General features: G+C 69.7%; 9 protein-coding genes and 3 pseudogenes. 4 read left to right on the top strand and 8 right to left on the bottom strand.

Going from position 1 to position 14,444, the window contains the following annotated elements:
• Nucleotides 1-416 precede the first annotated feature (416 nt).
• From galE to QE377_RS05125, 6 genes and pseudogenes are all read right to left on the bottom strand, one after another.
• A complete protein-coding gene (gene galE / locus QE377_RS05150; protein ID WP_307320191.1) occupies nt 417-1,391 on the bottom strand; it encodes a UDP-glucose 4-epimerase GalE in 975 nt (324 codons plus the stop codon).
• 27 nt (nt 1,392-1,418) lie between these two features.
• On the bottom strand, nt 1,419-3,164 hold the full coding sequence (locus tag QE377_RS05145; protein WP_307320189.1) for a beta-galactosidase family protein: 1,746 nt from the start codon (nt 3,162-3,164) through the stop codon (nt 1,419-1,421).
• A gap of 17 nt (nt 3,165-3,181) precedes the next feature.
• Nucleotides 3,182-4,701: pseudogene (locus tag QE377_RS05140) on the bottom strand (alpha-N-arabinofuranosidase).
• A 75-nt stretch (nt 4,702-4,776) separates the two neighbouring features.
• Nucleotides 4,777-6,126, bottom strand: a complete 1,350-nt coding sequence (locus tag QE377_RS05135; protein ID WP_307320187.1) for a sugar ABC transporter substrate-binding protein — start codon at nt 6,124-6,126, stop codon at nt 4,777-4,779.
• An 87-nt stretch (nt 6,127-6,213) separates the two neighbouring features.
• A complete protein-coding gene (locus QE377_RS05130; protein ID WP_192900654.1) occupies nt 6,214-7,092 on the bottom strand; it encodes a carbohydrate ABC transporter permease in 879 nt (292 codons plus the stop codon).
• Nucleotides 7,089-8,009: a carbohydrate ABC transporter permease gene (locus tag QE377_RS05125; protein ID WP_234073714.1), complete on the bottom strand. Its 921-nt coding sequence runs from the start codon at nt 8,007-8,009 to the stop codon at nt 7,089-7,091. Before QE377_RS05125 ends, QE377_RS05130 begins: the two co-directional genes overlap by 4 nt.
• Nucleotides 8,010-8,129: 120 nt before the next feature.
• On the opposite strand from QE377_RS05125, the pseudogene QE377_RS05120 reads away from it, so the two are divergent.
• The 3 genes and pseudogenes from QE377_RS05120 to QE377_RS05110 form a co-directional block, all read left to right on the top strand.
• Nucleotides 8,130-8,264 (top strand): annotated as a pseudogene (locus tag QE377_RS05120) (LacI family DNA-binding transcriptional regulator); the annotation flags it as partial.
• A gap of 265 nt (nt 8,265-8,529) precedes the next feature.
• Nucleotides 8,530-9,174, top strand: a complete 645-nt coding sequence (locus QE377_RS05115) for a substrate-binding domain-containing protein (RefSeq protein WP_307320183.1) — start codon at nt 8,530-8,532, stop codon at nt 9,172-9,174.
• Nucleotides 9,175-9,465: 291 nt separating this feature from the next.
• Nucleotides 9,466-10,278 (top strand): RICIN domain-containing protein, encoded by an 813-nt coding sequence (locus QE377_RS05110; RefSeq protein WP_307320181.1) that lies wholly within the window; start codon nt 9,466-9,468, stop codon nt 10,276-10,278.
• 108 nt (nt 10,279-10,386) lie between these two features.
• On the opposite strand, the pseudogene pgm reads toward QE377_RS05110, so the two are convergent.
• A pseudogene (gene pgm / locus QE377_RS05105) lies at nt 10,387-12,031 on the bottom strand (phosphoglucomutase (alpha-D-glucose-1,6-bisphosphate-dependent)).
• Between the two features lie 106 nt (nt 12,032-12,137).
• Here pgm and pheA point away from each other — a divergent pair.
• Entirely contained in the window at nt 12,138-13,091 is a 954-nt protein-coding gene (pheA, locus tag QE377_RS05100; RefSeq protein WP_307320179.1) for a prephenate dehydratase, read from the top strand.
• Between the two features lie 282 nt (nt 13,092-13,373).
• On the opposite strand, the gene QE377_RS05095 is transcribed toward pheA, so the two are convergent.
• Nucleotides 13,374-14,420 (bottom strand): LLM class flavin-dependent oxidoreductase, encoded by a 1,047-nt coding sequence (locus tag QE377_RS05095; protein WP_307320177.1) that lies wholly within the window; start codon nt 14,418-14,420, stop codon nt 13,374-13,376.
• Nucleotides 14,421-14,444 lie beyond the last annotated feature (24 nt).

Below are 14,444 nucleotides of genomic sequence, written 5' to 3'. Positions count from 1 at the left end.
AACCGGCCGGCGGTATGTGTTGCGGGGGCCCGGGGCTGGTTTTGCAGGAGTTGGGGCGCGCCCCAGCTTGGCCGGAATGTGCTGGGACGGGTGGTCGGGGCGCCGGATCGGTGGGGTCTGGCTCTGCAGTGCCGGCCGGGGACCTGTCCCGGCCGAGCTGGTGGTGCGGGCCGCATCCGTGCCCGAACTCCTGCAGATCGGGCCCGCGGGGTGCGGATGCGGGGCCCGGGGCGGGTTGTGCAGGAGTTGAGGCGCGCCCCAGGTCGGCCGGATGGTGCCGGGACGGGTGATCGGGGCGCCGCGGGGCGGGACCGGGTACACCAGGTGCCCGTCCCGGCACGCGGAAACCGGAAGCGGGCGCCCGCGGCCGCGATCCGGAGGGATGCGGCGGCGAACGCCCGCTTCAGGGACGCAGGTCAGGCCCGGCGGCGGGCCTCCCAGCCCGAACGCACCATCTCGTCGACCGAGTAACGGTTCGCCCACTCGAGGTCGCGTGCGGCGAGCTCGCCCGTGGCGACGATGCGGTCGGGGTCGCCGGCGCGGCGCGGGCCGACGACGGGCGTGAAGTCGATGCCCGTCACGCGGGCCATCGCGTCCATGATCTGGCGCACCGACAGGCCGTTCTGCGACCCGAGGTTGTACGCGGCCTCGAGCGGTTCGCCCGCGGCGAGGCGGCGGGCGGCGACGGCGTGGGCGGCGGCGATGTCGGCGACGTGCACGTAGTCGCGCACGTTTGTGCCGTCCTCCGTGTCGTAGTCGTCGCCGTTGATCTGCGGGGTCTCGCCCGCGATCAGCTTCTCGAACACGATGGGGAAGAGGTTGTGCGGGCTGGTGTCGTAGACCTCGGGGTCGCCCGAGCCGACGACGTTGAAGTACCGCAGCGAGGTGTGCCGCAGCGGTGCATCCTCGTCGGCCGTCGCGACGGCCTGGTCGCGGATGAGCCACTCGCCGATCAGCTTCGACTCGCCGTACGGCGACGCCGGGCGCTTCGGCAGGTCCTCGACGACGAGCGGCACGTCGGGGGTGCCGTAGACGGCGGCGCTGGAGGAGAACACGAGCTTGTCGACGCCCGCTGCCGCCATCGCGGCGAGCACGACGCGCGTGCCCTCGACGTTCTGCTCGTACGTGTGCAGCGGACGCTTCACCGAGACGCCGGCGTACTTGTATCCGGCGACGTGGATGACGCCGGTCACCTCGTACTGGCGCAGGGTCTGCTCCACGAGGTCGCGCTGCAGGATCGAGCCGCGGACGAAGGGGACGTCCTCTGGCACGAACGCGGCGTGACCGCTGGAGAGGTCGTCGAGCACGACGGGGGCCAGGCCCGCCGCAGTGAGCGCGCGCACCACGTGCGCGCCGATGTATCCGGCACCGCCGGTCACAAGCCAGGTCATGTCATCCATCCTGCCCGAGTCGGGCGCTCACTCTTCACGGTGGCCGAGGTCGGGCTCGGCCACGAACGCCGCCACGGCCTTCGCGACCTGCTCGAGCTCGAGCACAACGATCTCGTTCTCGCCCTCGCGGGTCGCCGGCGCAGGCACGTAGAGCGTGCGCTGCGGGCCGTTGACCCAGTAGCGACCCAGGAAGAAGCCGTTCACGAACGCGAAGCCCTTGCCCCAGGATGCGGTGTCCAGGTACAGGTCGGCGGGGGTCTCGAGAGTGAACGCGCCGCGCAGCGCCGTGCGCCCGGCGATGGATCCGGATGCGGCGGCTCCGATGCTCGCGGCGATGCGCTCCACGTCGACGAGCGTGCCCGTCCACCCGGTCAATGCGCTTCCGCCGAGGGTCACCGGCGCGATGAGTCCCTTGGTCTCGCCGAGGCGGTGGTCGTAGTTGACACGGCCCTGGTCCTCCACGAGCACGGTGAGGTGTGCGCCGCGGGGAATCGTCAGAGTGCGCTCGTGCAGTGCCCGTGAGAGCCGTCCGACGGCGACGCCGTCGACCGACACCCAGGCGAGGTCGCGCACCTCGGCGAACGCGAGCACGGCCGCGTCGTCGTCTCCGAAGGCCGCCGCGGGAAGCTCGACGTCGTAGCGGACGAGCGGTCCGAGTTGTCCGAGGTCCTCGAACGTGCAGGGCTCGGTGCTGGTGGGCCCGGCGGATGCGGGGAGCCAGTCGCCGGTCGCGGTGAGCGCGACGGACAGCTCGAGGGCCGCCGGACGCGAGGGCACCGTCTCGGCCGGGACGTCGGTGTACTTGGCGAGCACCTCGCGGAACGCGTGGAACTTCTCGGTCGCGTAGCCGGACTCGTCCAGCGGGGCGTCGTAGTCGTACGAGGTCACGATCGGCGCGTAGCGGCCCTTGTCGTTGGCGCCGTTCGTGGTGCCGAAGTTGGTGCCACCGTGCAGCATGTAGATGTTCACGGATGCGCCCGCGGCCAGCAGCGCGTCGAGCTCCGCGGCGGATGCGGCGGCGCTGGTGGTGTGGTGCACCCCGCCCCACCAGTCGAACCAGCCGTCCCAGAACTCGGAGCACATGAGCGGGCCCGTCGCCTGGTGCTCGCGCAGGGTGGCGAGGCGCTCGGTGGCGCGCGAGCCGAACGAGCCGGTGAGGTGCAGCTCCGGAAGGCTGCCGTTTTCCAGCATCCACGGTTCGGGCTGGTCGACGGTGGTCAGCGGCACCGTGATGCCCGCCTCGCGCGTGAGGTCGGTGAGGATGCGCAGGTACTCCTTGTCGGAGCCGTAGGCGCCGTACTCGTTCTCGATCTGCACGAGCACGACGTTGCCGCCGCGGTCGATCTGACGCGGCACGACGATCTCGTACACGCGCCGCAGGTACTCGCTGACGGCCTCGACGTACTGCGGCTCCGAGCGGCGCAGACCGATGCCCGGCGTCCGGGTGAGCCAGACGGGCAGTCCGCCGTTGTGCCACTCGGCGCAGATGTACGGGCCCGGGCGCACGATCGCGTGCATCCCCTCGGCGGCGACGAGGTCGAGGAAGCGTCCGAGGTCGTTCCAGCCCGTCGCGTCCCACTGCCCGCGCACGGGCTCGTGGGCGTTCCATGCGACGTAGGTCTCGATCGTGTTCAGACCCATCAGACGCGCCTTGCGGATGCGGTCGGCCCAGTGGTCGGGGTGGATGCGGAAGTAGTGGAGCGCGCCGGAGAGGATGCGGTGCGGCTCGCCGTCCAGCAGGAAGTCGGTCTCGCCGACGGTGAAGGTGCTCACGGTGTCTTTCGTTTCGATCAGCGGGCTGCGCGCAGCGTGATGCGCGCCCAGGACAGCGGGGGGAGGGTGAGACGCACGCGGGTGCCGTCGACGACCGCCGTGAGGGATGCGGGTGCGACGGGCTGCGCCTCGGCGGAGTTGACGGTGTGGCGGTCGCCGCCTTCGGGCACGGTGACCACGAGCGCGTCGGCCGCGGCGATCTCGCGGTCGAGCTCGATCACGACCTCGGTGGCCTCGTCCAGCTCGCGGTGGGCGGCGAAGGCGACGATCTCGTCGCCGTTCACGGTGGCGACCGCATCCACGGCCGCGACGGCGCCGTGCTTGGCGGTCTCGATCGATGCGCTCTCGACGGTCGGGACGACCACGGTGCCGTGCGCCGCGGCCGCCGTCAGCTGGAACGGGAAGAAGGTCGTCTGCCGCCAGGCGGGGCCGCCGGGCTCGGTGCGGATGGGGGCGATGACGTTCACGAGCTGGGCGAGGTTGGCCATCGAGACCCGGTCCGCGTGGCGCAGCAGGGTGATGAGCAGGGAGCCCACGACGACCGCGTCGGTGACGGTGTAGTCGTCCTCGATGAGGCGCGGGGCGACGGGCCAGTCGCCGGTGAACACGCGCGGCTTGTCGACCTCGTTCCAGCGCGTCTGGTTCCAGACGTTCCACTCGTCGACGCTGATGCCGATCTCGCGGGTCGAGCCGGTCTCGGCGCGTACCTCGTCGATGATCGCCGCGACGTCGTCGAGGTAGCGGCTGAGGGCGGCGCCCGAGGCGAGGAAGCTGGCCGGGTCGCCCGGCGTCTCCTCGTAGTAGGCGTGCACGGAGATGTGGTCGATGAGTTCCGCGGTGTGGCGCAGCACGGTGCGCTCCCACTCGCCGAAGGTCGGCATCTCGTGGTTGGAGCTGCCTGCGGCGACCAGTTCGATGTCGGGGTCGATGAAGCGCATGAGGCGTGCGCTCTCGGCGGCGAGGCGGCCGTACTCGTCGGCCGTCTTGTGGCCGATCTGCCACGGCCCGTCCATCTCGTTGCCGAGGCACCACAGGCGGATGTTGAAGGGCTCGTCGCGGCCGTTCTGGCGGCGGCGCTCGCTGAGGGCGGTGCCGCCGGGGTGGTTCGTGTACTCGAGCAGGTCGGCCGCCTCGGCGACGCCGCGCGTGCCGAGGTTCACCGCCTCCATGAGCTCGAGGCCGGCGGACTCCGCCCAGTCGGCGAACTCGTGCAGGCCGACCTGGTTGGTCTCGGTGGAGTGCCAGGCCGCATCCAGGCGCACGGGACGCTCCTCGCGGGGTCCGACGCCGTCCTCCCAGCGGTAGCCCGAGACGAAGTTGCCACCCGGGTAGCGCACGACGGTCGCGCGCCCAGCTCGCGCACGAGCTCGAGCACGTCGGCACGGAAGCCGTTCGCGTCGGCGGTGGGGTGCGCGCTCTCGTGGATGCCGTCGTACACGCAGCGGCCCATGTGCTCGACGAAGGTGCCGAAGATGCGGCGGGGGACAGCAGGGCCGTCGGCGTTCGTCGCGACGGCGATGCGGGTGGCGGAGGTCATGATCGCTTTCCGGTCGGGGATGCGGCAAGGGGTGGGTCGGATCGGCAAGCGATGCGACCCACCCCTCGTCGGTGATTACTTGTTGACGCTGAAGCCCTGCTCGTTGCCGTAGCTGACGAGCTGGTCCTGCCAGGTCATGAGGCCCTCGTTGAGGTCGCTCTTGTTGGCGTAGGACTGGCCGACGGTGTCGCTGAAGATGCTGTTCGCGTAGACCTGGAAGGGCAGGTACTGCCATCCCTTGCGCACGTCGGATGCGGCCTGCACGAGCACCTGGTTGATCTGCTGTCCGCCGAAGTAGTCGCTCTCGGCGTTCAGGAAGGCGTCCGACTGCAGGTCGGCCGTGGTGGAGGGGAATCCGCCCGACTTCGCGAAGATGTCGATGCTCTCCTGGTCGTTGTTCAGCCACTTGAGGAAGGCCGCGGCCAGCGCCGGGTTCTTGCTCTGCTTGGTGACCGCCTGGCCGCCGCCGCCGTTCTCGGCCGACACGGGGGTGCCGTCGTAGGTCGGCATGGGCGCGACGCGCCAGTTGCCCGCGGCGCTGGGCACCGAGGACTCGAGGTTGCCGGGCATCCAAGCGCCGATGATCAGCGTGGCGATCGAGCCGTCACCGAGGCCCTTGAACCACTCGTCGCTCCAGCTGGAGGCGTCCGAGAGCAGGTTCTGGTCGACGAGCTGGTTCCAGGTGTTCGCCCACAGCTGCGAGCCCTCATCGTTGAGGTCGATGGTCACGTTCGTGCCGTCGACCTTGAACGGCTGACCGCCGGCCTGCCAGATCATCGAGGTCGCGAAGCCGGCGTCGCCGGTGTCGTTCGTGATCTTCTTGGTCGGGTCGGCCGCGGTGAGCTTCTTCGCAGTCTCGATGTACTCGTCCCAGGTGGTGGGAACGGTCAGGCCGTACTGGTCGAAGACGGCCTTGTTGTAGAACATGGCCATGGGGCCGGAGTCCTGCGGCAGACCGTAGATCTTGCCGTCGAAGTCGACCGAGCCCCACGTCGAGGCGGTGTAGTCGTTCTCGAGGTCGCCGAAGCCGTACGGCGCGAGGTCGAGCAGGCCGTCGGTGAGGGCGAACTGCGGCATGGCGTAGTACTCGATCTGCACGACGTCGGGGGCGCCGGAGCCGGCCTTGATCGCGTTCTGCAGCTTCGTGTACTCGTCCTTGTTGGTGCCGGCGTTGACGACGTTCACCTTGACGTTCGGGTACTTCTTCATGAACGCGGCCGCCTGGTCCTCGGCGGAGGGCGTCCACGACCAGTACGTGATCTCGCCGCCGGCCTCGAGGGCCTTGTCGAGGTCGTCGGCGCTCCCGCCGCCGGAGGCTGCACCGCCGCCGCCGGCGCAGGCAGCCAGCGCGATGCCCGCGATGGTGGTCATGGCCACGACGGATGCGGCGCGACGCAGCACCGAACCCTTGCGCATGTGTGACATGGGACTTTCCTTCACTTCGTTGTTGTGGATGCCGGAGCAGGACGCGCCGGTGGTGAGGGGGAATCGGGTGTCAGACAGTGCCCCTCGTCACTGCTTGACGCTTCCGGCGCTCAGCCCCGACTGCCAGAACCGCTGCAGCATGAGGAAGGCGACGACGATGGGGATGATCGACAGGAGCGAGCCCGTGATCACGAGGTTGTAGATCGGCTCGGCGGCGGCACCCGTCGCCTGCGCGTTCCACTGGTTGAGACCGACCGTGAGCGGGTACCAGGCGGGGTCGCTCAGCATGATCAGGGGCAGGAAGTAGTTGTTCCAGGTGGCGACGACCGTGAAGAGCACGACCGTGACGATGCCGGGGGTCAGCAGCTTCACCGAGATCGTGAAGAAGGTGCGGAACTCGCCGGCGCCGTCCATACGGGCCGCCTCCAGCAGCTCGGTGGGCACCGCGTCGCTGGCGAACACCCACATGAGGTAGAGGCCGAACGGGCTGATGAGCGAGGGGATGATGATCGACCACGGGGTGTTGGTCAGACCCATCTGGCTGAACATGAGGAAGGTGGGGACGGCGAGGGCCGTGCCGGGCACGGCCACCGCGCCGATGACGACCGCGAAGACCGCCTTGCGGCCGCGGAAGTTGTACTTCGCCAGGCCGTAGCCGGCGAGAGTCGCGAGCAGCGTCGCACCACCGGCACCGACCACGACGTAGAGCAGGGTGTTGCCGAGCCACCGCAGGAAGATCCCGTCGCGGTAGGTGAAGGTCTCCACGATGTTGTCCCACAGGTGGAACCCATTGCCGAACCAGAGTCCGAAGGTCGTGAACAGGTCGCCCTGCTCCTTCGTCGCGTTGATCAGCAGCCAGAACAGCGGCAGCAGCGTGTAGAGGATGAACAGGCTCATCACGATGGTGAGGATGAGCGACTTCCGCCGCATGAACGGCGAGGTACGGGCGAAGGCGGGGGCGGTCATCGCATCTCCTGACGGGATCCGCGCAGCTGCACGACGTAGGCGACGATCGCGGTGATGAGGCCCATGATGATCGCGACGGTGGCGGCGTAGTTGTACTGCTGGCCGGCGAACGACAGGTTGTACGCGTACATGTTGGGCGTGTAGAACGTCGTGATCGTGTTGGGGGCCAGGGGCTTGAGGATGTTCGGCTCGTTGAAGAGCTGGAAGCTGCCGATGATCGAGAAGATCGTGGCGATGACGATCGAGCCGCGCAGCGCCGGCAGCTTGATCGAGAAGATCGTGCGCCAGGTTCCGGCGCCGTCGAGGGATGCGGCCTCGTACAGCTCTCCGGGGATGGTCTTGAGCGACGAGTAGAAGATCAGCATGTTGTAGCCGACGAACTGCCAGGTCACGATGTTGCCGATCGAGACCATCATCCATTCGGGCACGAAGGGCGTGATGATCTGGGCGCCGAACAGGTCGTTGATGTTGCCGGCGAGACCGAACTGGTCGCCGTAGATGTAGCCCCACATGAGGACCGCGACGACGGCCGGCACCGCGTACGGCAGGAAGATCACGATCCGGTAGAAGCCGGAGGCGTGCAGTCGGGCGCTGTCGATCGCCAGGGCGGCGGCGAGCGCCAGCACGAGCATGATCGGAACCTGGATGATCAGGAACAGCAGCACGCGCAGGAAGCCGTCCCACAGCTTGGTGTCGGTGAACGCGGTGAAGTAGTTGTCGAGTCCGACGAACGCGTTGCCGCCCACGATCTGCTCGCGGAAGAAGCTGAGATACAGCGAGTAGACGAGCGGTGCCAGGAACACGAGTGCGAACACGATCGCGAAGGGGGCGACGAACAACCAGCCCTTCTGGTCGACCGCGAAACGCCGCCGCTTGGGTGTGCGGAGCGCGGGTGGGGGAGCCGCTGTGGTCGTCATCGTCCGATGCCTCTTCTGTGAACGCAATGCTCCGCAGAATTCGGGTTCCGCGGTATGTTGACGTAAACATAACTCCGCTCTCGCTAACATGTCAACGTCAACATCGAGGAGGATCCGGGCATGGGCCACGTCACGGCAGCAACACCGGGCGAACCTCGTGCGCGCCGACGCGAGACCTCGATGGCCGACGTGGCTGCTCTCGCCGGCGTCTCCGGCCAGACCGTGTCACGCGTCGCGAACGGGCGGGCGAATGTCGATCCCGACACCCGCGCCCGCGTCCTGGCCGCCATGGACGAGCTGGGGTACCGGCCCAACAGCGCCGCCCGCGCGCTGCGCTCGGGCAAGTTCCGCTCCATCGGCGTGATCATGTTCTCGCTCTCCAGTTACGGCAACACGCGGACCCTGGATGCGGTCGCCTCCGTCGCCGCATCCGCCGGATACTCGCTGACGCTCATCACGGTCGAGACGGCGTCGCAGTCCGACGTCTCCGGCGCGTTCGTGCGGGCTGCGGGAGCAGGCCGTGGACGGCGTCATCATCCTCATCGAGTCGCACCGTCTCGACGAGTCGGAGATCGCGCTGCCGACGGGACTGCCGGTCGTGGTCCTCGACTCGCACGCGGCATACGCCTACCCGGTCGTCGACAACGATCAGGCGCAGGGTGCTCGCCTGGCCACGGAGCACCTGCTGGATCTCGGGCACGAGACCGTGTGGCACGTGTCGGGCCCTCTCGAGTCGTACGCGGCCGAGCGCCGGCGCGACGCCTGGCGTGAGACCCTCGAGCGCCGGGGCGCAGCTGTGCCCGCGGTCGAGGTGGGCGACTGGACGGCTGACTCGGGTTACGAGATCGGCGTGCGGCTCGCGCAGGACGCGTCGGTCACCGCGGTGTTCGTCTCCAATGACCAGATGGCGCTCGGGCTCGTGCGTGCCCTGCACGAGGCCGGTCGCGCGGTGCCCGACGACGTCAGCGTCGTGGGCTTTGACGACATGCCCGACTCGGCGAACTACTGGCCGCCGCTCACGACCGTGCGTCAGCATTTCGATCGCCTGGGCTCCGGCGCCATCCGGGCGCTGCTCGCCGAGATCGAGGGTGAGAGCGTGGACGACCGCACGCTCGTGCCGACCGAGCTCGTCGTGCGTGCGAGCTCGGGCCCCCGCATCCGCTGACCCCGCGCGCCCCGCGCCTCCTCCCGCCGCACGGGCTGGGAACCCCCATCCCTCCGCGAGACTGCATTTCGAGCACGAGATCACGGGTAACAACCGTGATCTCGTGACGGAGATGCAGTCTCGCGGAGAGTGGCGAGCCCCCGAACGACGCTGGCCCGTCGTGCCAGGTGCTGACGAACTCGAAGTTCAACACGGTGCGCAACTTCACGCACTACATCGAGCCCGGCGACCGGCTCATCCCCACCGACGACACGCAGACCACCGCGGCCCTCACGGCCGAAGGCTGACGGCGTGACCCTGGTGCACATCAACTCCGAGGCGTCCGCGCGTTCGGTGCAGGTCGACCTGTACCGCTTCGCGAACATCGCTCCCGGCGCGACGGTCACCCCGATCGTGACGACAGAGTCATCGGCCGATGACGTCACCGACCACGCGCTCCTGGCGGGCGCCGCCGTTCCGGTCGACGCAGCGTCCAAGTCCGCGACCCTGACGCTGCCGGCGAAGTCGGTCACGACGCTCGTCGTGTCGGGTGTCTCGGGCGTCGCGGCGGATGCGGCCGTCTTCGAAGACGGCGAGACGTACCAGCTCTTCGGCGTTCAGAGCGGCAATGCCCTCGCGCCCGACCCCAACGGCCTCGCGATCCGCACCGGTGCGACGACCGCGGATGCCGCCCCCGCGCAGGCGTGGACCGTGCACTCGATCTCGGGCGAGGGAACGAACCGACACCGCATCGCCCTCGAGGCGGGCGACGGGCGCTTCTTCGCGGTGAACGGCACGAGCACGACGCTCGCGTCGGCGGATGCGGCGGCCGCCGCATCCGATCCGGCGCTCCAGTGGATCCCGTCCACGACAGACGGGCGCACGTTTTCGCTGCTGAGCGCGTCTGCCGAACGGGTGCTCGACGTGAAAGGACAGGGCACGGCCGACGGCGCGGCGGTCGGCACGTGGACCTCGAACAACGGCGGCAACCAGCGGTGGACGCTCGCGTCCACGCGGGTGGCGAACGTCACGCCGGTCACGGTAGCTGCCGTTCGCCCTCGGGGCGCTGCTGCTGGGCTCGCTCCTTTCCACGCGCACCAAGACCGCGAGACTGCATCTTCGTGACGAGATCACGGGTAAACACAGTCATCTCGTGAAGGAGATGCAGTCTCGCGGAGAGAAGGGACGCGAGCCCACAACGACGACTCCCGGATGCGGGGCGCCCGCCGAGGATCAGGCGCCGGAGAGGGCCTCGGACACGACGGCCCGGGCCTCGTCCTGCACGTCGTGCAGGTGGGCTTCGCCGCGCAGCGACTCCGCGTACAGCTTGTAGACGTCCTCGGTGCCGGAGGGGCGCGCGGCGAACCAGGCGTCCGCCGTCACGACCTTGAGCCCGCCGATCGCCGCGCCGTTGCCGGGGGCGTGCGAGAGCTTGGCGGTGATGGGCTCGCCTGCGAGCTCGGTGGCGGTGACCGCATCCGGCGACAGCTTCGCGAGCGCAGCCTTCTGCTCCGGGGTCGCCGGGGCGTCGACGCGCTGGTAGACGGACGCGCCGTAGGTGTCCTCGAGTTCCGCGTAGCGCTGCGAGGGGGTCTTGCCGGTCACCGCGAGGATCTCCGCGGCGAGCAGGCAGAGCAGGATGCCGTCCTTGTCGGTGGTCCAGACGGTGCCGTCCTGACGGAGGAAGGAAGCGCCGGCGGACTCCTCGCCGCCGAACGCGACCGATCCGTCCAGGAGACCGGGGACGAACCACTTGAAGCCGACCGGGACCTCGTACAGCGTGCGTCCGAGCGCCTCGACGACGCGGTCGATGATCATCGACGACACGAGGGTCTTGCCGACGGCGGCCTCGGCGGGCCAGGCCGGGTCGGTGCGAGAAGAGGTAGTCGATCGCGACCGCCAGGTAGTGGTTCGGGTTCATGAGGCCCGCATCCGGAGTGACGATGCCGTGGCGATCCGCATCCGCGTCGTTTCCGGTGAGGATGTCGTACTCGTCGCGGCGGGCGACGAGCGCTGCCATGGCGTTGGGAGAGGACGGATCCATGCGGATCTTCTCGTCCCAGTCGAGGGTCATGAACTTCCACGTCGGGTCGACGTCGGGATTCACGACGGTGAGGTCGAGGCCGTAGTGCTCGGCGATCAGCGCCCAGTAGTCCACGGAGGCGCCGCCCAGAGGGTCGGCGCCGATGCGGATGCCGGCCTTCTTGATCGCCTCGATGTCGATGATCGCGTCGAGGTCGCGTACGTACGCCTCGCGGAAGTCGTACTGCGCGAGGGTGTCGCCGTCGATGTCGGCATAGGGGGTGCGCTTCACGTCCGTCAGGCCCGTCGCGATGAGCTCGTTGGCGCGGTCGGCGATCCACGAGGTCGCGTCGGTGTCGGCAGGGCCCCCGTGGGGCGGGTTGTACTTGAAGCCGCCGTCGCGCGGCGGGTTGTGCGACGGCGTCACGACGATGCCGTCCGCGCGGCCCGTGTCGTCGGCGGCGCGGTCGCGGTTGTAGGTGAGGATCGCGTGGCTGAGGGCGGGGGTGGGAACCCACGAGTCGCGGGCGTCGACCCGCACGTCCACGCCGTTGGCGACGAGCACCTCGATGGCCGTGCGCTCGGCCGGGAGCGACAGGCCGTGCGTGTCGCGGCCGAGGAAGAGCGGGCCGGTGATGCCCTGGCCAGCCCGGTAGTCGACGATCGCCTGGGTCGTGGCGAGGATGTGGTTCTCGTTGAAGCTGGTCGACAGGCTCGATCCGCGGTGTCCGCTCGTGCCGAACACGACCCGCTGCCCGGGCACGGAAGCGTCGGGCTTCAGGTCGTAGTAGGCGGCGATCAGCTCGTCGATGTCGATCAGATCAGAAGGCTCAGCAGGCTGTCCGGCACGGCTCATGCCCCTAGTCTGCCGTGCCGGCAGGGTGTCGTCACTCCCCGCGCGCGCAGCGCGTCGTTTCCGGTGTTCACCGGAGGCCGTCGCGCGCGGTCTAGGCTGAGTGCCCGTGAGCACCGCATCCGTCGCCCGTCGTACCTACAGCTATCTGGGTCCGGCCGGCACCTTTACGGAGGCGGCCCTCGCGCAGGTGCCCGAGGCGCGCGGCCAGATCTGGCGTTCGGTGCGCAATGTGGGAGAGGCGCTCGCGGATGTCGTCGAGGGGCGATCGGATGCGGCGATGATCGCGATCGAGAACTCCGTCGACGGCGGCGTCTCCACGGCACAGGACGCGCTGGCCACGATGCCGGGGTTGCGCATCATCGGCGAGTACCTCGTTCCGGTCAGCTTCGTGCTGGTCGGCCGACCCGGGCAGCGCCTCGAGGACGTCTCGCTCGTGGCCGCGCATCCCGTCGCCTACGCGCAGTGCCTGCAGTGGCTGAGTCGGGAGCTTCCCGCACACGCGCACCTGCCCGCATCCAGCAACGTCGCCGCGGCCCTCGGTCTGCTCGACGGGACCAGCGACGCGGATGCGGCCATCGCCCCTCCCGGGATCCTCGAGCACCACGAGCTCGACCTGCTGGCCGAGGGCGTGGGGGACAAGAAGGACGCCGTCACCCGCTTCGTGCTCGTGGCGCGTACCGTGGCGCCGCCGGCACCCACCGGAGCCGACAAGACCTCGCTCATCGTGGAGCTGCCGGAGGAGTACCCCGGTGCGCTCATGGAGATGCTGGAGCAGTTCGCGACCCGCGGGATCAACCTCTCGCTGCTCGCATCCCGTCCGATCGGCGACGCCCTCGGCCGCTACCGCTTCGTGATCGACGCCGACGGCCACGTCCTCGACGAGCGTGTGGCCGACGCCCTCATGGGGCTGCGCCGCTTCAGCCCGAAGGTGATCTTCCTCGGCTCGTACCCGCGCGCCGACCGCGCGATCAATCGTTACCCGGAGCGGTACTCGGACGACGTGTTCGTCGAGGCCCGGGACTGGTTGCGCGCGCTCGTCAGCGGCGAGCCCGAGGCCTGACCCGCCCGCATCCGGCACCCCCGCGTCCTCCCGTCCGGCATGCCCGCCCCGGCGCGCCCGCCTGCGGGACGCTCCCGTCCGGCGCGCTCGCCTGCCACAGATCGAGCCACGGGCGTCGATCTGCGACAGGCGAGCGGGGTGATGGGCCGCCCGCCTGTCACAAACCGGGCCGATGAGCTCGATCTGTGACAGGCGAAGCCAGGGCGGACGGGCGAAGCCGGGGCGGCAAGCGGGCGAAGGCGGGGCGGCAGGCGGGCGGGCGCGAGGAGAGGAGAGTCCGCCTCAGGCGGCGAGCAGCGGCGTCAGCAGCTCGAGCGTCTGGATGCGGCCGCCCGCGGTGTCCAGGGGCTCCGCGTCGTAGGCGCCGGCGACGGGGGAGACCATGATCTCGTCCACGCCGTAGCGTGCTGAGAACGCGCGGAGGGCATCCGCGGCCTGCTCCGGTGCCCCGACGAACCACGTGCGGCGGGCGTTGTCGATGATGTGCGCGGCGAGGTTGTCGTGCGCCTCCGCATCCCGCGCCTGCTCGACGGTCTCCATCGGCACGAGCGGGCGTCCGGAGCGGATGCGGGACATCATGCGCACCTGCGGCAGCGCACGCTCCCACGCCTCGGCCTCCGTCGGTGCCACGACCGCGTTGGCCGTGACGAAGGTGCGCGGGCTCGGGTGGGCCTCGGAAGGGCGGTACTGGTCGCGGTAGAGCGTGAGCGCGCGCTCGAGTCCGTCGCCGGCGAAGTGGTTCGCGAAGACGTAGGGCAGGCCGGATGCGGCGGCCAGCTGCGCGGAGTAGTCGCTCGACCCGAGCAACCACACCTCGGGAAGGGTCGTGGCGGCGGGCGTCGCGTGCACGCTGTAGCTATCGCCGGAGGTGAAGCGCACCGTGGCCCCCGCGTCGCTGGTGAGCGAGAGGATGTCGGAGATGTGCTGCGGGAACTGTTCCACATCGCTCGTGGTGCCGCTGCGGCGCAGCAGCTGCGTGATGACCGGGTCGCTGCCGGGGGCGCGGCCGATGCCGAGGTCGATACGCCCCGGCGCCAGCGCCTCGAGAGCGGCGAACTGCTCGGCCACGATGAGGGGCGAGTGGTTGGGGAGCATCACGCCGCCTGAGCCCACCCGCATCCGCTTCGTGCGTGCGGCAGCGGCCGCGATCAGCACGGGCGGGCTGGTCGATGCCACCGCGGGCATGTTGTGGTGCTCGGCGAACCAGTAGCGGCCGATGCCCAGCTCGTCGGCGCGGTCAGCGAGGTCGAGGGATGCGGCGACGGCCTGAGCGCTGGTCTGGCCGGTGCGCACGGGGACGAGGTCGAGGACGGAAACGGTGATGCTCATCCCCGAGGGCAACCCCGCGGCGGG

It is taken from the genome of Microbacterium sp. SORGH_AS_0862 (genome assembly GCF_030818795.1).
GTDB lineage: Bacteria > Actinomycetota > Actinomycetes > Actinomycetales > Microbacteriaceae > Microbacterium.
The sequence above is the reverse complement of the archived record's forward strand: the minus strand, read 5'-3'. Positions and strand labels throughout refer to the sequence as shown.

What these genes read in the sequence shown, in the direction of transcription:
- QE377_RS05130 (WP_192900654.1), bottom strand. Translation starts at nt 7,092, where the DNA reads ATGACCGCCCCCGCCTTCGCCCGTACCTCGCCGTTCATGCGGCGGAAG.
- QE377_RS05095 (WP_307320177.1), bottom strand. Translation starts at nt 14,420, where the DNA reads ATGAGCATCACCGTTTCCGTCCTCGACCTCGTCCCCGTGCGCACCGGC.
- QE377_RS05135 (WP_307320187.1), bottom strand. Translation starts at nt 6,126, where the DNA reads ATGTCACACATGCGCAAGGGTTCGGTGCTGCGTCGCGCCGCATCCGTC.
- QE377_RS05125 (WP_234073714.1), bottom strand. Translation starts at nt 8,009, where the DNA reads ATGACGACCACAGCGGCTCCCCCACCCGCGCTCCGCACACCCAAGCGG.
- galE (WP_307320191.1), bottom strand. Translation starts at nt 1,391, where the DNA reads ATGACCTGGCTTGTGACCGGCGGTGCCGGATACATCGGCGCGCACGTG.